Raw genomic sequence first — 15,633 nt, 5'->3', positions numbered from 1 at the left:
AAGCCGCCATGACCCCGGCCTCCGGACGGCGTGGTGCCCGCCTCTCCGCTGGAATGCGTGGTCCCAGGGGAGACGACGTCACGCCGGGATCACCAGGTCTTGCCGGCCTGCTCGCGGATCGTGCGGTTGATCTCGACGGCCGTCCTGGAGTCCTTTCCTGGCGCGAGGACGGCACCCCTCTGTCGGTCCTCGTGTTCACCGTCGTCGACGGCCGGATCACCGAGATCGCGGTCGTGATCGACCCTGCCGCGCTCGCGCTGATGGACCTCCCCGATCCGGCATGACCCGTCTCCGTGGTGCCTGTTCACTGGCGCGTCGAGGGGTGCGGTCGGCTGCCTCGACGCGGCCTTGTCCGACGAGCGGAACAGCATGAATCCCCGGCACCACTGTGATGGCTGAGCAAAGTGGGGTACGCGGCCCCGCATGACAGCAACGGCCGAACTTCCTGAGCGCTCCGCTGCGGTGCGGGGTCTGCGCCGCATTCGCGTCCTCCATGCGGGAGGGACCGTCCTGTGGGGGGCCACTGCCGCATACACGGGGTGGACGCATCCCGGGTCCCGGCAGATGTGGGTGTCCCTTCTCCTTCTGGCGGTCTTCGCCGGCCTCTTGGTCACGACGTCCCTGTGCCTGCGCATACCCCTGCCCTCCCGGCGAGTCGAGGCTCGCGGCCGCTCGGTGCGTCGGCCATCGACCGCAACCGCCCGTCATGCCGGGGCCTAGTACGGCGACCGTGGATGGCGCCCGCACTCAGCATTAGGCGGATGGGCGGGCGTCGACTGCGCTGTCGCGGCAGGCCTGGAGTGGGCCGAGGAGGCCACGCCGGATCGCATCACCCCCGGAAGCCCGCACTGACGGTGCGCCTGGGTTTGCTGGAACGGCGTTCCAGTCGTGACCTGCCGGGTGTCCGCCCAGCGGTTCGCGCCCGGGGAGGAACCACCATGACCACTGTCACGATCATCGGCGCCGGACTCGGCGGCCTCACGCTCGCCCGTGTCCTGCACGTCCACGGAATCCCGTCCACGGTCTACGAGGCGGAGCCCTCTCCCACGGCGCGCACGCAGGGCGGAATGCTCGACATCCACGACCACACCGGTCAGCCGGCTCTTCGGGCGGCGGGTCTGAGCGACGCGTTCCACGGCACCGTCCTGGAGGGCCGCCAGGCGATGCGGGTCCTCGACGGCGACGGGACCGTCCTGCTCGACGAACCGGACGACGGCACGGGTGGCCGCCCCGAGGTGCAGCGCGGCGAGCTGCGACGGATCCTGCTCGACTCGCTTCCGGCCGGCACCGTCCGATGGGGGCACAAGGTCAGCGGTGTCCGCGCCCTTGGTGAGGGGCGCCACGAGGTGATCTTCGCCGATGGCGCCACCACCGAAGCGAGCCTGCTGGTCGGCGCGGACGGCGCGTGGTCCCGGGTCCGGTCGCCGCTCTCCGACGCGGTGCCCGAGTACATCGGCAGGTCGTACGTCGAGACCTACCTGTTCGACGGCGACACCCGGCACCCCGCCGCCGCGAAAGCGGTCGGTGGCGGGTCGATCTTCACGCTCGCGCCGGGCAAGGGGATCCAGGCCCACCGTGAGGGCGGCGGGACGCTCCACACCTATGTGGCGCTCTCCGAGCCGCGGGAGTGGTTCGCCCGTGTCGACTTCACCGATCCCGCCGCGGCAACTGCGCGGATCGCGCGGGAATTCGAGGGATGGGCGCCGGAGATCACCGCGCTGATCACCGAAAGTGACACCGCTCCGGTCCTGCGTGCTCTTCATGCCCTGCCGGTCGAGCCTCGGTGGGAGCGGGTGGCGGGGGTGACCCTGCTCGGCGATGCCGCGCACCTCTCGGCTCCGAACGGCGAGGGCGCCAACCTGGCCATGTACGACGGCGCCGAACTCGGCAAGGCCATCGCCGCACACCCCGACGACGCCGAGGCCGCGCTCACCGCATACGAGCAGGCCCTGTTCCCCCGCAGCGCCGCGGCCGCCGCCGACGGTACCGACCTCCACGAGCTCCTCTTCGGCGACCACGCGCCCCACAGTCTGGTCTCCATGCTCGCGGGGCACGCGCAGCCCCGCTGAGGCATTCGTCCTGGGGACCCGTCCGACATCGGTGAACCGGCCAGGCTCTGAATCCGGAGCCCGGAGACGTCAGAGGTGCCTGTACTCAGAACCGCGACGATCCCTCGTGGCAGCTGGAGGCCCGTTCCACGGCCGTATGCCGCACCCAGCGAGCGTCTATCTCGCGGCCGTCCGGCAGGGTGAAGCGAGGCGGACCGTCGTCCGCCACGAATCCGGCGCTCACCAGGGCCCGCGCGGATGCCGTGTTCGCCGCTTCGTGACCTGCCTGGACGCTCCGCAGCCCCATGTGGGTGTGAGCGAACAGCGCAGCCGCCCGGAACAGCTCGGCTCCGAGCCCCAGGCCTCGGGCATGCGGAGCGAGCGCTCCGCCGATCTCCCCGGTGTCGGTGGCGAGTTGCAGGGTCGCCGCGTATCTGCCGTCGTCCAGGCGCACACCTATGAGCCGCTGCGTCCGGTCCGCGGGAGGCTCGAAGGGTTCGGTCAACAGGCAGCGCGGGAGCACGGACGGGAAGCACGTGTCGGCGTCCCCAGGACGCAGCTCGGTCAGTGCCTCACGGACGTGGTCGTCGGCTATGACCTGGTCGGGACCCCAGCCGAGCCACCGTTGCGCCTCGGGGTCCGAGCACGCGGCCCAGGAAGCGGCGCGATCCAGCATGGTCTGCGGGGTGTAGAACATCAGGTGTTCGGTGTGCAAGGTGTGCCGTCGGCGCCTGCACACACCGGGCCGAGGGAGCTTGGGCCTCGCCCGTCCGCGCCGCTTCGATGACCAGACCATGTGCCCTTCCCGAAGGCCCGCGGCCAGGTCGGCCGGATTGCTTGTGCCGGAGTCCGGTTCCGTGTTTCCGCGTTCAGCGCTCGAGGCTGTCCGCATCACTTCCCGCAGCGGCAGGACGCGCAATGCGCGGCCCGGGCCACCGCGCTGCACACTGACGTGACGGTCACAGGGTCGCGGTGTCGATCACGAACCGGTACCGGACGTCGCTGTTGGCGACCCGCTCGTAGGCCTCGTTGATCTGGCCGGCCTCGATCAGCTCGATCTCGGCGCCCAGTTGGTGATCGGCGCAGAAGTCGAGCATCTCCTGGGTCTCGCGGATTCCGCCGATGTTCGAGCTGGTCAGGCTGCGGCGGTTGCCGAAGATCGAGGCGAGCGAGACCTGCACCTCTTCTTCGGGGATGCCGACGTTCACCAGGGCTCCGCTCGTGCGCAGGAGGGAGAGGAAGGCCGCGTAGTCGAGCGGCACCGAGACCGTGTTGATGATGATGTCGAACGAGCCGGCGAGGTCGGTGAACGTCTTCGCGTCAGCGGTCGCGTAGTAGTGGTCGGCGCCCAGGCGCAGGCCGTCGTCCTTCTTGCGAAGGGACTGCGACAGCACGGTCACCTCCGCGCCGAGGGCATGCGCGATCTTGACTCCCATGTGGCCGAGCCCGCCGAACCCCACGACAGCGACCCTCTTGCCGGGGCCCGCGTTCCAGAACTTCAGCGGCGAGTAGGTGGTGATGCCTGCACACAGCAGCGGGGCGGCCACGTCCAGAGACAGGCCCTCGGGGATGCGCAGGACGTAGTTCTCGTCGACCACGATCTTCTGGGAGTAGCCACCGTACGTCGGCTGTCCGTCCTTGCCGATCGCGTTGTAGGTCCAGGTCGGTTGATCGAGGCAGTACTGCTCCAGTCCCGCCTTGCAGTTCTCGCATCTGCGGCAGGAGTCGACCATGCATCCCACGCCGACACGGTCGCCCACGGTGAACCGGGTCACCTTGGAGCCCGCCTCTGTCACCACACCGGTGATCTCGTGGCCGGGGACCATGGGGAAGATGCCGTCGCCCCAGCCCTCTCGGACCTGGTGGATGTCCGAGTGGCAGATGCCGCAGAATTCGATGTCGATCATGACGTCGGATTCGCCGAGCGGGCGGCGCTCGATGGTGGTGCGCTCCAGGGGAGCCTTGCCTACGGGTGCAGCGTATGCGGTGACGGTGGTCATACCGGGAGCCTTCGCGCGTGGAGTGGGGCCGGCCGTCCGGCCGGCCGATGGGCGATTCTGCGGACTGCACGGCGAGCCGGGGGCAAACAGGAGATCCGCGGCGCTGGGCGCGTCCCGCCTGATGGTCACCCGGCCTTCAGTCAGCCATGGGCTTGATTGACACCATTCGTCATTCTCGCGACATCGGTCGGAAAGCGCTCGCCGAGCCGGCGCTCCCCCGCCGCCTCGCCCCTCCTCGAAGGTGTGTCTCCGCGCAAAGGGCCACCGGACCGGACGGGGGTCTAGCTGTTGACGTCGACGTCGTCGAAGAGTGTGAGCATCCGGCTGAGCACGCGGACACAGGTGTCCACATCGGCAGTGGTGAGATCGTCGGCCGCCTCTCGCAGCAGCGCGTGTTCCCGGGCGACGACGGCCTCGATCGTCGTGCCACCGCTGTCGGTCAGCCGGATCAGCGAGGATCGAGCATGCGCCGGGTTCGGCACGGCCTCGACCAGACCGCTCGCCGCCGCGTCGTTGACCATCCGCTGGACGAACTGGCGGCTGATCGACTGCGCCCGGCCCATTTGGGGAACCGTCATCGGCCCGTGCTCGCGCAGGAGATCGAGCACCGCGCGCACTCCCACCGACAGGTCCTGCCCCGCGGCGTCCTGTTCGATCTTGCGTTGAACACGCCGGTAGAGCGGTCCGATCAGAGCGAAGACCTCCATCAGGCGCGGCCCCGCCTCGTCGTGCGACAGGGGGCGTTCTTCATCACTCACACGCCGATGATAAATGACAATCCAGTTGTCATCCAGCTGGGTCTATGACAACTTAGTTGTCATGACTTCAGCTTCCGACCTCCGCTTCTTCGCATCCTCCGACGGCGACCTCGCCTATCGCGACACCGGCGGCACCGGCCTGCCCGTCGTGCTGCTGCACGCGGGTTTCGTCGACCACACCATGTTCGACGAGCAAGTCCCGGCGCTTTCAAGGGAGTTCCGCGTGATCGCGCCCGACGCCCGCGGCCACGGACGGTCCGCCAACGCGAGCCGCCCGTTCCGGCAGGCCGACGATCTCGCCGAGCTGCTGCGTCACCTGGACACCGGCCCCGCCGTCCTCGTCGGCGTCTCCATGGGCGCGGTGCTCGCCGTGGCGACCGCACTGGAACACCCCGAGCTCGTCCGGGCCCTGGTCGTCTCCGGCGGCGGCACGAACGAATACGAGTTCACCGAGTCGTGGTCCAAGGAGTTCCAGAACGCCCAATTCACGGCCCTGGCCTCCGGTGACATCGCGGCCTGGCACGATGCGAGCGACGCCTGGGCGCACGGCCCCGAGCGCCCGCGGGACGCGGTCCGGCCCGAGGTCTACACACGCCTGCGCGAGATGCGCCAGCGAACCATCGGCAAGCACACGCTCGACGAACCCGATCACCACATCCCGGTCAAGGACCTCCGCACCCGGGCCGGCCGCATCACCGTCCCCGTACTCGCTCTCAACGGCGCACAGGACGCACCCGAGCTCCGCGCCATGGCCGATTCCATAGCCCTCACGGCACCACGAGGCCGGACGGCCGCGATCGACGACGCCGCCCACTTCCCCAACCTCGACCGCCCCGACGAGTACACCCGGATCGTCACCGACTTCCTCAACGGCCTGGAGCGGGAACTGTCCGCCCACCCCTGACCGTCAGGGGCCCGACTGGAGTGTCCGCCGGCGTGGGGCCTCGTCATCGGGGGCCTCCGGGGACGCGAAGTGGAAAGGCACCCCGAGGTGGTCGGCCAGGGCCTGTCCCGCGCCGGCTGCGACGGTGCCCGGCGCGGCAGCGCCGGAACGGTGATACACGGTGGCCAAGTGGCCTTCCCTGGAGGGGCCGTCCAGGACGGCGACCAGGACCACGAACCAGTCGTGGACGGTGTCGCCGTCCCAGACGGCCTCGACGGCGGCCACCCGGCCCGGGAGGGCTTCCGCTCGGGCTGCGAGTGAGGAGACGTCGAGCGCGTCCGGCGGGGTGCGTCGCACTCGGTCGCCCAAAGCCTCGTAGCGCGCGTGGACCACCTGCTCGGCCTCGAACAGGCCCACTCCCAGCGGGCGCAGCGCTTCCAGCACGGCCTTGACCGCCCTGAGTCGGCGGTCGCGCAGCACGTTCGCGTCGACCTCCCCGCGGGTGCGTTCCTCCAGGTAGGGCCACCAACCGCTCACGGGGCCACCGGGGCGGAGTCCGTGAAGTGCGTCATGGGCCGAACGTACCTCAGCGGCGCGGCCGCCGGCCGGGACCGCCTCCCGCGGACACGAGGTACCCAGGCGGGCCTGCTGCCGGCAGCGCTAGCTCTGCGGGACGTCCTTGACGAACACGATCCCGTCGTTGCCGGCCAGATGGGCCGGGTCGAGTGGGGCGTAGCCGAAGTAGGGGGACACACGAGGGGCGGGTCGGCTGTCGCCGAGGACGGTGGCGAGCCGGGGAGCGTCGACGAGGCAGCGGTCCTCGGGGAGCGCGTACAGGAGACCTTCGACGGTGTCCGGCGGCGGGGTGTCCACTCCCTGGTGCCGGATCGTGCCGAGAGCCGTGGCGAGGAAGGCGTACCTCTCGCCCAGGTGGGCGCCGGCGAGCGCGCCGGCGCTCCACCACCGCAGCGGGCGGCCACTCATCCGCATGGTGCTCTTCTCTCGCTGGAGGTGGCCGTTGTGGGCGTGCACCAGTGCCGGGGCCCGTTGGGCAATGGCGAGGAGGTTGTCGGCCATCATCGAATCGCGCAGACCCACCAGCCGCGTCATGCGGCTCGGTGAGGTGTCGGCCATCCAGTAGTGGTAGCGCAGCAGGCCCATGGCGGTGCGCGCGTAGAGGCGTGCCCGCTCATGGTCCTGCGGTGACGAGACCGCCATCAGGTGCGGTGTGTGCTCATCGAGCAGCGCCCCCAAGTCGTCCGCGTACAGGCGCAGTTCCTTGGCCTCGGCCGACTGCCCCACGGACCGGTCCGGTTCCGTCATCGCCGCGGGATCGGTCCACCGGTCGTCGGGGCCGAGGAGGCGGTCGAGCGTGTCCGCGGTGCACGGGAGCAGGTCCGTGTCCACCCGGGACGCAAGGTAGTCGTGGAGTGCGGTGAGCGCCTGTCGGGGGCTGGCGGCCTCGGTCATCTCCAACGGGCCGTCGATACCGGCGAAGTGGACCTGCTCGGATGCGGGCCGGGCGTCGTTGTACGCGCGCATCCAGCGCACCAACTCGCGATTGGGCGCGGAGGTGTTGAACCAGGTGTGGCTGAAGCCGCGCTCCATGACGTCGTCGAGGCTGCCGATTCCCGAGGTGACGTAGTCGTCCACGATCAGGCCCTTGACGCAGTCGCTCTCGATGGCGATCGTCCGATAGCCCTCCTGCTCGACGAGTTGCCGGAACAGTGCGTTGCGCAGTTCGAGGAGTGTGTCCTCGCCGTGGGTGGGCTCGCCGAGGGCGAGCACCTGCGGTCGGGCCGGGAGCAGCTTCATGACGGCGGTGGCCTCGACGGCATGGGCGGTGTCCGTGATGTCGATGTCCATGCCTTCAACGCTATCGTTGAACCTTCGGTTGAAACTTTTCCACGATATCGGCAGGGTCATGGGTCGAAACCCTCAAAACGACAGACACCTCAGGCCGGTCGACCTGGCCCGCGCGCACGGCCTGTCCACGCAGGCCGTCAGGAACTACGAGGTGGCCGGCATCCTGCCGGTCGCCGACCGCACACCCCACGGCTATCGCACCTACACCTCACTGCACGCGGGGGCACTGCGCGCGTTCCTGGCCCTGGTGCCCGGACACGGACACCGGACGGCGACGGCGATCATGCGGGCGGTGAACGAGGGATCGGCCGAGGAGGCCTTCCGCCTCATCGACGAGAGCCACACCCAGCTCCTCGACGACCGCCGGACCCTCCAGGTCGTGGAGAGCGCCCTGCGTGACCTGGCGCCCGTCACGGCGTCCGAAGCCGGCGTGCGCTCCGAACCGGCCGCGGTGTCCGGGTCCGGGGGTACGTTCATCGGGCCGCTGGCCGGGAAGCTCGGCATCCGGCCGGCGACGCTGCGCAAATGGGAGCGGGCAGGACTGGTGAGCCCCCGGCGCGACCCGCAGACCGGGTACCGCGTGTACGACGAGGCGGACGTCAGGGACGCACGACTTGCCCACCAACTCCGCCGGGGCGGCTATCTGTTGGAACAGATTGCCCCGCTGATCACCCAGGTGCGGGCCGCCGGTGGGCTGGAGCCGCTCGGAGCCGCACTGGGCGACTGGCGTGACCGGCTGTCCGCCCGTGGGCGGGCGATGCTGGCAGGGGCCGCCGAGTTGGAGGCGTATCTGCGCGAGCGACCTCCATGAGCGACCTGCATGGCGTCTGCGAGTGCCTCGGCTGTGGGCTCATCCGCCGACAGCGGCTCCGGGATGCGAGCGCAAGAGCTCGTGTCCGGGTCGTTGGTAGTCTCCGCCTCTACGACGACGGGAGACGGAAGATGGCAGCGGGGCCGTCGAGTCCTCGAAGACCCTGGTCCAGAGGGGTTCTGTTCGGCGTCCTTTTCGGGGGTCTGACCTCGGTGGTCTCCGTCGTCGCCGTCGGGCGGGTGTGGGCTGCGTGCGACGTCGGCGTCAACGCCGGTGCCGACAGCATGACTTTGCTTTTCCTCGCCCCTCTCATATGGCTCGCGGCGGGCGTTCCTTGGGTCGTGTTGCACGGCACGCTGGGAAGGCGTCACCGGCGTGCGGCACTGGCCGCGGGGATCGTCTTCACCGTGTGGTTCACCTGGTTCCTGGTGACGTGGCTCGGCATGGCGGACTCGTATCCGGACCCGTCGTGCCCGGGGAACGTGCCTTCCTGGTGGCCCGGTTTCATCCCGGCCTGACCGCGCGCCCTCGCTGTGCGGGTTCAGGGCGCCCGAACCTCCGTCAGCCCGCGGCCTGCCCGCCGCGGAACCGCCCGCCCGTGGGCGGTTCCGCGGTCTCTCCCGGCTTCGCACCCCGGCGCTGCCGGACCCTCGGTCAGAAGTCATGAGGCTCGGCGGTAGACGGCTGCGGGTCCGATGACACGGGGGCCGAACTTGTCGCGGACCCGGTCGATGGCCGTTTCGGCGACCAGGCGGGCCTCGCGCCCGGTGTCGAGACTGATCTGCTCGGCGACCTGGTCGGCGGCGGTCAGATCCTCGGCCTTCAGGGCGAGTCCGGTCAGGCGGCCGCGTTGCAGGCCTGCGGCATCCATCAGCTGGTAGGCGAGATGGCGCAGGTCGTCGTCGTGCGCGGACGGCTCGCGCAGACGCCGGGTCTTCTCCCAGGTGCTTCGACCGGCGAACTCGAGGGTCAAGGTCAGGGCGCGGGCGGCCTGATCGCGACCGCGGAGCCGGGAGCCCAGTCGCACCACCAGATCGAGCAGAGCGGCACGCACCGTGGCGCCGTCCAGGGTGTGCCGGTCGAACGAGCAGCGCACGGCGGCCGTCGGGGGCAGGGCGCGCGGGACGACGGCGCGGGGGTCGACGCCACGGGCCCGGTCGGTGGCGAGGCGGCCCGCCTTGCCGCCGAGCAGGCGCTGCACGGTGGCCGGCGGGATCGCGGCGAGCAGGCCCACCGAGTGGATGCCGTAGTCGATCAGGACGGCCGCCTGCCGGGGGCCGATGCCGTGCAGGGCTTCGACCGGCAGGCGCGTCAGCCAGCCGATGGCCTGTTCGGCGTCGACGGCGAGGACGCCGCCGGGGCCCGGTACCTGGGCGGAGGCGGTCGCGGCGACCGTGACGGTCGGGCCGATGCCGACCCGGACGTCGACGCCGAGGCGGGCGATCGCCCTGACGCGGAGCACCTCTGCCAGGCGGCGTGCGGTAGCGCCGTGATAGCGCAGCGCCCCGTGCAGGTCCACCAGGGCCGCGGTGGGCGGCAGCGCCTGCACCACCGGCGAGAGCTCCGCCAGCAACTCCAGCACCTGACGGTAAGTGTCCTCCGACAGCCGGTCGGGGCCACGCACATGCATCACCACACCCTGCCGGTCCTCCGTCGACCGCATCGCCATCTCGCGCTCACCTCCTTCCGCAGGATATCGAACATAAATTCGAACACGCGAGTGAGGAAGGCGGCGACCACTGCCGTGACGGAGCGTGACGGCTGGCCCGCGGAGCGCGACAGCTCGCGAACATGCGACCGGTGGCTGATCTCTCGCAGAGAAGGTCGAGTGGCCAGATCCTCCGGAGAGCAAGAGCTGCTCCGCCTGCCCCAGTACTGTGGCTTCGCATGACCACCTCCGAGATCGAGATCACCGCGGACCTGGTCCGTGACCTGCTGCAGGAGCAACATCCAGACCTTGCAGGGCTGGCCATCCGCGAGGTTGTGGGCGGCTGGGGCAACCAAATGTGGCGCCTCGGGGACGAGTTGGCCGTGCGCATGCAGCGCATGGACCCCACCCCGGAACTCCAGCTCAAGGAGCGGCGGTGGCTACCGGTGCTGGCCCCGCTCCTGCCGCTCCCGGTGCCGACCCCGGTGCGGTCCGGTGAACCGTCCGCGCGCTTCCCCAAGCACTGGACCGTGATGACATGGGTTCCCGGCGAGCCGCTGGACCACGGCTCGATCAGTCGCGGCGCCCACGCGGCCGACACGCTGGCGGGCTTTCTCCGGGCGCTCCACGTGGAGGCGCCCGCCGAGGCGCCGGTCAGCGCAGACTTCGGCGCTCACCCCAAGGAGTGCACGGACGGCTTCGACCGCTACTTCCACGCCGTCGTTCCTGACGACCTCGCCGACGATGTCCGGGCCGTCTGGGACGACGCCGTCGCGGCGCCCGAGTGGGAGGGCCCGCCGCTCTGGGTGCACGGCGACCTTCATCCCGCGAACGTCGTCGTCTCGGACGGAACGCTCTCGGGCATCGTGGACTTCGGTGCCATGTTCGCCGGCGATCCGGCGTGGGACCTCGCCGCCGCATGGGTGCTGCTCCCCGCGGGCACCGCTTCACGGTTCTTCGACACGTACGCGAACGCGGACGAGGCCGCGATCCGTCGTGCCCGCGGGCTGGCTGCCCTGAAGAGCCTCTTCCTGATGCTGATGGGGCAGAACGGAGATCGGGGCCTTCCCGGCGGCAAGCCGAACTGGGGACCTGCAGGCCGGGCGGCGCTCGATCGTGTTCTCCAGGACCGGTGTTGACGATCAACGCGACTGCAGACTCGCGAACTTCGGCCCGCCGAACTCGCAGACCATCGCGCACCGCCGGGCACGACGGTTCCGGTCGGATCACCCTCCGACCAGAAACCGCTCTGCCGGTCCGGCAACCTGTCAGGAGACCGTCGCCGGGGCCTCCCGCACGGTGACGTTGGCGTGGCTCTCCTGGAAGCTCTGGTCCGAGACGAGGGTCAGCCGGGCCGTGGACTGGAACTCCGGCAGAGTGTCGGAGCCGCAGGACACCATCGTCGCCTTGAGCTTGGCGATGGTCAGGGCGAGCCCTTCGTTGAGGTCGCCCGCATAGGGGACGTGGCCGTCCACGCCCTCCTCGAAGACCAGCCCCTGGCCTCCCTGCCCGTAGCGCTGCCAGTTGCGGGCCCGGTTCGAGCCCTCGCCCCAGTACTCCTTGACGAAGCCGTCGCGCGTGGGCAGCTTCGCGCCGGCGGCCTGGTCGAAGCGGGCGAAGTACCGCCCCATCATGACGAAGTCGGCTCCCATCGCGAGCGCCAGGGAGACGTGGTAGTCGTGGACCAGCCCGCCGTCCGAGCAGATCGGCACGTACTCGCCGGTGCGCTCACTGAAGGCGTCCCGGGCCGCCGCGACGTCCAGTACGGCGCTGGCCTGGCCGCGGCCGATGCCCTTCTGGTCCCGGGTGATGCAGATGGAGCCGCCGCCCACTCCGACCTTGACGAAGTCCGCCCCCGCCTCGGCGAGGAAGGTGAAGGCCTCGCCGTCGACCACGTTGCCGCCACCGACCGGGACCTCGGGATAGTGCTTCTTCACCCAGGTCAGAGCCTTCGCCTGCCAGTCGCTGTAGCCGTCGGACGAGTCGAAGCACAGCACGTCCACACCCGCCTCCAGCAGGGCGGGGACGCGTTCCTGATAGTCGTGGGTGTTGATACCCGCGCCCACGCGCAGCCGCTTGGCACCGTCCACGACCTGGTTCGGGAAGCGCTTGTTGTCCGCGTAGTCGGAACGGAACACCAGATGCTGCAGGTGGCCCTCGGTGTCGAGGACGGGGAGACAGTCCAGCCGCTCGTCCCACAACCTCGCGTTGGCCTCGGACAGCGTGATGTCGGGCCCGGCGGGCGCCAGGTCGGCGACAGCGGTCATGCGTCCACTGACCGGGCCGTCCAGGTCGTGGCGCTGGGGGTGGAAGTCCCGGGAGGTCACCAGGCCGAGCAGGCGACCGGTGGCGGTCCCGTCATGGGTGACCGCGGCGGTGCTGTGGCCGGTGCGGCGCATGACGTCGACCAGGATGCTCAGGCTGTCGCCGGGTCGGACGTTCGTGTCGCTGGTGACGAATCCGGCCTTGAAGTTCTTCACCTGGCGGACCGCCGCGGCCTGGTCCCGGATCGGCTGGTTGTGGTGCAGGAAGCTGAGACCTCCGTTGCGCGCGAGCGCGATCGCCAGCTCGGGTGTGCTGACAGCCTGCATGATCGCGGACGTGAACGGGGACCGCAGCTCGATCGCCGACGCCTCGCCCGCGATGTGCCGTACCAGGGGCGCGCGCAGATCGACCGTCGCGACCGAGCAGTCGGTCCGGGTCCGGTTCGGCAGGAGCAGAAACTCGTTGAACGTCCGTGAGACCTCGGCGATGATCTGTGCCACTCGTTCCTCCTGACCCGTCGGCCGGGGCCCGACTGCCCCCGCCGTGAGGATCGCCCCCGTGTCCCAGGGCCCGGGCGGGCAGAGATCGGCACGGCAGCCGTGGAGGTGCCACCGACTGCGGCAGAGCCCTGACCGGCCCGTGGATCGAACGGGGTGCGGTCGTGACACCGCACCCTATCGATCAACGCGGCTGCCGCACGAATCGTGACCCCTCACCGGTCGCCAACACCCCTGGTCGGGTGCATCAGTTCGTCGACCCGGGCTCCCCGAAGGCTAGGTCGCGCCCAGGTCGGCGTACAGCAGATGGTGGTCCGAGTACGGGCTGGCATGCACACGGTGGGCGAGCGGGGCGATGCCTCGCAGGAAGACGTAGTCGAACTTGCTGTACCAGTCGGTGGTCGGCTCGCAGGCACCCGCGGGCGAGGGACGGCACTGGGGGTCCGCGTCCGCGGCAAGTGGCCACATCCGGCTGAGTTCGGGGGCGTCCGGCACGGAATTGAAGTCACCGAGAACGATCGCGCGGTCGTGCCGGGCGACTTCCGCGGCGAGTACCCCGATCTGGTCCGCCCGGACTGCTTCTTGACGCCGCTGCGCGAGGTGGGTGTTGAAGACGCGGACGGAACGGCCGCTCACCGTGGTGGTGACCGCCATGTACCCGCGGTCCTCGGATCCGCCGTCGGGGTATTCGACGGTCACGCGGTCCGTCATCGGTGCCGCCGAGAGGATCGCCTGTCCGAAGCCCCCCGGGCGCCAGGGCCATCCCCCGCAGCGGCCCCAATTCCGGAGAACCGACCCGTACTCGACGTGGTACACCAGCCCGTAGAAGTTCTGCAGGTACTCCCGGATCTTCTCGACGTCACGCACGCAGGCTTCTTGCAGGCCGACGACCTGCGGCGCATACGTGGCGATCTCCATGGCGCGGCCGAGGTTCTGCCCGCTTCGATTGCAGGGATTGCAGATGTTCCACGTCATGACCCGGTTCGGTACGACGTCCGTGGCGGCGTCGGCCGGCAGCGGCTTGGCGACGGGGGCACCGCTCGGTGCGCTGGGGCCGATGAGCAGCAGGCACAGCGCGGCCATGGCGCCCGCGAGCAACCGCGTGCCCCTTCCGAGCATCATCGCCTCCCCAGAGTTGATGCCCAGGGCATCACACGGCGTCTCCGTCGACGAGGGTATGTCACGGGTGGTCGACGGCACGTGCGCCGCCTGTCGCGCACGACCCATGAGTTCCGCCTCGCCGAGTCGTCTGCAGGTCGGGAACCTCCACCTTCCGCACCTGCGGGGAGCCCGGGACGAGCTGACCGGAAGCGGCGTGACGCACGAGCACGGGACGAGCGAGACCAGCACGGGCAGGAGACGGGGCGCACGCGCGATTCCGCCGTCACCGATCTCGGTGTGAGGCGTCGCGACGGAACGGACGACCAGCTGTCGTCAGGTGCGACTCGGCGCCGACTTCGGCTCCGGCTCCGCCCTTGGCTCCGGCTCCGGCTCCGCCCTTGAGTCCGGCTCCGGCTCCGGCTCCGCCCTAGGATCCGGCTCCGGCTCTGAGTGATGCGCTGACGCGCGTCGCGGGAGCAGCAGCGGGGTTGCCAGCAGGAGCACCCCGGCCAGGCCGATGGCCGTGCGCGAGCCGAGCAGGCCGCCCAGCAGGCCCCAGAGCGCCGTCAGGAGCGCGGTCGAGGCCTTGGTCGTCACCGCCCAGGCGGTCAGGGTGCGGGCGACGCGGTCGGTCGCGGTGCGTTCGAGGCGGTAGGTGGTGTAGACGGGATTGAAGACCCCGCAGCAGAAGATGAGCCCGAGTTCGACGCCCATCACCAGGAGCAGCCCTCCGGTGCCCGGCCCCAGGAAAGCCAGGCCGATGGGCCAGATCGCGCGCAGTGCCCCGGCCAGGACCAGGACCTGACGCCCGCCGAAGCGGGTGACGAGCGGCCGGGCCAGCCGAGAACCGAGCAGCCCGCCGATCGCGGGCGCGGCGAAGGCGAGGCCGTACTGCCACGGCGCGAACCCGAGCCGGCCGAGCATCAGGACGGCCAGCAGCGGCTGGGTGGCCATCACCAGGCCGTTGAACAAGGCGGTGTTGAAGAACAGCGGACGCAGTGTCGTGTCGGCGAGGATGTACCGCCAGCCGTCCAGCAGGTCCCCGGCCCGCATACGCGCGGCCTCCCCGCGCTCGGGCCGCGGCTCGTGCCCGCCCGTCGCGCGGATGCCCAGGGCCGAGAGCAGATAGCTGGCCGCGTCGGCCACCACCGTCGCCACCGGGCCGAGGAGCCCGATCGCCGCGCCCCCCAGCGGCGGTCCGATGATCGTGGTCGTCCAGGCCGTCGACTCGAAGCGGGCGTTGGCGACGAGCAGGTCGTCGGCCGGCAGCAGCGTCTTCAGGTACGCGCCGGAGGCCGCGCGGAAGGCGATGTCGGCCGCGGCGACGACGACCGAGACCAGCAGGAGCTGAAGGAAGGTGAGCACGCCGAGCACGAACGCGGCAGGGACCGTCAGGAGCGCCGCACAGCGGACCAGGTCCGTGGCGATCAGCACCTGCCGCTTGCGGCGGAACTCGACCCACGGGCCGAGCGGCACCGCCACGGCCGCGCCGACCGCCGCCCCCACGGAGGAGAGCGCGGCGACCTCGGCGGGCCCGGAGTGCAGCACCCGGATGGCGATCAGCGGGAACGCGCCGAAGGCCAGCCATGTGCCGAGCGCGCTGGTCCCGTACGCTCCCCAGAGCCACCCGAACGGCCGCCCCAGCCGGTGCCCGCTCCTCATGCCCGACGCCCCTCGCCACTCATCCAGTCATCCCCTCGGCCGATCCGCGATCCGCACAACCGATCCGCGATCGGAAGCATCAAAGCGATCCCCA

General features: G+C 70.5%; 15 protein-coding genes. 6 read left to right on the top strand and 9 right to left on the bottom strand.

The window, feature by feature from the left end:
* Nucleotides 1-8: 8 nt before the first annotated feature.
* Nucleotides 9-284: a hypothetical protein gene (locus tag ABEB03_RS26125; protein ID WP_345654260.1), complete on the top strand. Its 276-nt coding sequence runs from the start codon at nucleotides 9-11 to the stop codon at nucleotides 282-284.
* A 654-nt stretch (nucleotides 285-938) separates the two neighbouring features.
* On the top strand, nucleotides 939-2,069 hold the full coding sequence (locus ABEB03_RS26120) for an FAD-dependent oxidoreductase (RefSeq protein ID WP_345654258.1): 1,131 nt from the start codon (nucleotides 939-941) through the stop codon (nucleotides 2,067-2,069).
* Between the two features lie 85 nt (nucleotides 2,070-2,154).
* Here ABEB03_RS26120 and ABEB03_RS26115 read toward each other — a convergent pair whose 3' ends face one another.
* The 3 genes from ABEB03_RS26115 to ABEB03_RS26105 form a co-directional block, all read right to left on the bottom strand.
* Nucleotides 2,155-2,763 (bottom strand): GNAT family N-acetyltransferase, encoded by a 609-nt coding sequence (locus ABEB03_RS26115; RefSeq protein WP_345654255.1) that lies wholly within the window; start codon nucleotides 2,761-2,763, stop codon nucleotides 2,155-2,157.
* Between the two features lie 244 nt (nucleotides 2,764-3,007).
* A complete protein-coding gene (locus ABEB03_RS26110) occupies nucleotides 3,008-4,048 on the bottom strand; it encodes an NAD(P)-dependent alcohol dehydrogenase (RefSeq protein ID WP_345654251.1) in 1,041 nt (346 codons plus the stop codon).
* A 281-nt stretch (nucleotides 4,049-4,329) separates the two neighbouring features.
* Nucleotides 4,330-4,806 (bottom strand): MarR family winged helix-turn-helix transcriptional regulator, encoded by a 477-nt coding sequence (locus tag ABEB03_RS26105; RefSeq protein WP_425589298.1) that lies wholly within the window; start codon nucleotides 4,804-4,806, stop codon nucleotides 4,330-4,332.
* 61 nt (nucleotides 4,807-4,867) lie between these two features.
* Here ABEB03_RS26105 and ABEB03_RS26100 point away from each other — a divergent pair, with 61 nt between their 5' ends.
* On the top strand, nucleotides 4,868-5,710 hold the full coding sequence (locus tag ABEB03_RS26100; protein ID WP_345654248.1) for an alpha/beta fold hydrolase: 843 nt from the start codon (nucleotides 4,868-4,870) through the stop codon (nucleotides 5,708-5,710).
* 3 nt (nucleotides 5,711-5,713) lie between these two features.
* On the opposite strand, the gene ABEB03_RS26095 is transcribed toward ABEB03_RS26100, so the two are convergent.
* The gene (locus ABEB03_RS26095; RefSeq protein WP_345654245.1) at nucleotides 5,714-6,226 is read right to left on the bottom strand and encodes a hypothetical protein; all 513 of its coding nucleotides are present in this window, start codon (nucleotides 6,224-6,226) and stop codon (nucleotides 5,714-5,716) included.
* A 123-nt stretch (nucleotides 6,227-6,349) separates the two neighbouring features.
* Nucleotides 6,350-7,555 carry an erythromycin esterase family protein gene (locus ABEB03_RS26090; protein WP_345654242.1) on the bottom strand — a complete coding sequence of 402 codons (1,206 nt, stop codon included), beginning with the start codon at nucleotides 7,553-7,555 and terminating at the stop codon, nucleotides 6,350-6,352.
* A gap of 58 nt (nucleotides 7,556-7,613) precedes the next feature.
* Here ABEB03_RS26090 and ABEB03_RS26085 point away from each other — a divergent pair, with 58 nt between their 5' ends.
* Together ABEB03_RS26085 and ABEB03_RS26080 are read left to right on the top strand one after the other, a co-directional pair.
* Nucleotides 7,614-8,366: a TioE family transcriptional regulator gene (locus tag ABEB03_RS26085; RefSeq protein ID WP_345654239.1), complete on the top strand. Its 753-nt coding sequence runs from the start codon at nucleotides 7,614-7,616 to the stop codon at nucleotides 8,364-8,366.
* Between the two features lie 284 nt (nucleotides 8,367-8,650).
* On the top strand, nucleotides 8,651-8,884 hold the full coding sequence (locus tag ABEB03_RS26080; protein WP_345654236.1) for a hypothetical protein: 234 nt from the start codon (nucleotides 8,651-8,653) through the stop codon (nucleotides 8,882-8,884).
* 143 nt (nucleotides 8,885-9,027) lie between these two features.
* On the opposite strand, the gene ABEB03_RS26075 is transcribed toward ABEB03_RS26080, so the two are convergent.
* Nucleotides 9,028-10,035: a DNA polymerase Y family protein gene (locus tag ABEB03_RS26075; protein ID WP_345654233.1), complete on the bottom strand. Its 1,008-nt coding sequence runs from the start codon at nucleotides 10,033-10,035 to the stop codon at nucleotides 9,028-9,030.
* Nucleotides 10,036-10,253: 218 nt separating this feature from the next.
* Here ABEB03_RS26075 and ABEB03_RS26070 point away from each other — a divergent pair, with 218 nt between their 5' ends.
* Complete coding sequence (locus tag ABEB03_RS26070; protein ID WP_345654230.1) at nucleotides 10,254-11,153, top strand: phosphotransferase; 900 nt, start codon at nucleotides 10,254-10,256, stop codon at nucleotides 11,151-11,153.
* A 129-nt stretch (nucleotides 11,154-11,282) separates the two neighbouring features.
* On the opposite strand, the gene ABEB03_RS26065 is transcribed toward ABEB03_RS26070, so the two are convergent.
* The 3 genes from ABEB03_RS26065 to ABEB03_RS26055 all read right to left on the bottom strand — a co-directional run bounded on the left by ABEB03_RS26065 (nucleotide 11,283) and on the right by ABEB03_RS26055 (nucleotide 15,539).
* Nucleotides 11,283-12,779: an IMP dehydrogenase gene (locus tag ABEB03_RS26065; protein ID WP_345654227.1), complete on the bottom strand. Its 1,497-nt coding sequence runs from the start codon at nucleotides 12,777-12,779 to the stop codon at nucleotides 11,283-11,285.
* A 273-nt stretch (nucleotides 12,780-13,052) separates the two neighbouring features.
* On the bottom strand, nucleotides 13,053-13,898 hold the full coding sequence (locus ABEB03_RS26060) for an endonuclease/exonuclease/phosphatase family protein (protein ID WP_345654224.1): 846 nt from the start codon (nucleotides 13,896-13,898) through the stop codon (nucleotides 13,053-13,055).
* 312 nt (nucleotides 13,899-14,210) lie between these two features.
* A complete protein-coding gene (locus tag ABEB03_RS26055) occupies nucleotides 14,211-15,539 on the bottom strand; it encodes an MFS transporter (protein ID WP_345654221.1) in 1,329 nt (442 codons plus the stop codon).
* Nucleotides 15,540-15,633 lie beyond the last annotated feature (94 nt).

The organism is Streptomyces siamensis (assembly GCF_039543605.1).
Classification (GTDB): Bacteria; Actinomycetota; Actinomycetes; order Streptomycetales; family Streptomycetaceae; genus Streptomyces; species Streptomyces siamensis.
Note: the sequence above shows the minus strand (reverse complement) of the source record. Positions and strands in the feature narration are given on the sequence as shown.

Excerpts from the sequence above, each read along its gene's own strand:
- ABEB03_RS26125 (WP_345654260.1), top strand. The coding sequence starts at position 9 with ATGACCCCGGCCTCCGGACGGCGTGGTGCCCGCCTCTCCGCTGGAATG.
- ABEB03_RS26120 (WP_345654258.1), top strand. The coding sequence starts at position 939 with ATGACCACTGTCACGATCATCGGCGCCGGACTCGGCGGCCTCACGCTC.
- ABEB03_RS26110 (WP_345654251.1), bottom strand. The coding sequence starts at position 4,048 with ATGACCACCGTCACCGCATACGCTGCACCCGTAGGCAAGGCTCCCCTG.
- ABEB03_RS26100 (WP_345654248.1), top strand. The coding sequence starts at position 4,868 with ATGACTTCAGCTTCCGACCTCCGCTTCTTCGCATCCTCCGACGGCGAC.
- ABEB03_RS26090 (WP_345654242.1), bottom strand. The coding sequence starts at position 7,555 with ATGGACATCGACATCACGGACACCGCCCATGCCGTCGAGGCCACCGCC.
- ABEB03_RS26085 (WP_345654239.1), top strand. The coding sequence starts at position 7,614 with ATGGGTCGAAACCCTCAAAACGACAGACACCTCAGGCCGGTCGACCTG.
- ABEB03_RS26080 (WP_345654236.1), top strand. The coding sequence starts at position 8,651 with ATGACTTTGCTTTTCCTCGCCCCTCTCATATGGCTCGCGGCGGGCGTT.
- ABEB03_RS26075 (WP_345654233.1), bottom strand. The coding sequence starts at position 10,035 with ATGGCGATGCGGTCGACGGAGGACCGGCAGGGTGTGGTGATGCATGTG.
- ABEB03_RS26070 (WP_345654230.1), top strand. The coding sequence starts at position 10,254 with ATGACCACCTCCGAGATCGAGATCACCGCGGACCTGGTCCGTGACCTG.
- ABEB03_RS26060 (WP_345654224.1), bottom strand. The coding sequence starts at position 13,898 with ATGATGCTCGGAAGGGGCACGCGGTTGCTCGCGGGCGCCATGGCCGCG.
- ABEB03_RS26055 (WP_345654221.1), bottom strand. The coding sequence starts at position 15,539 with ATGAGGAGCGGGCACCGGCTGGGGCGGCCGTTCGGGTGGCTCTGGGGA.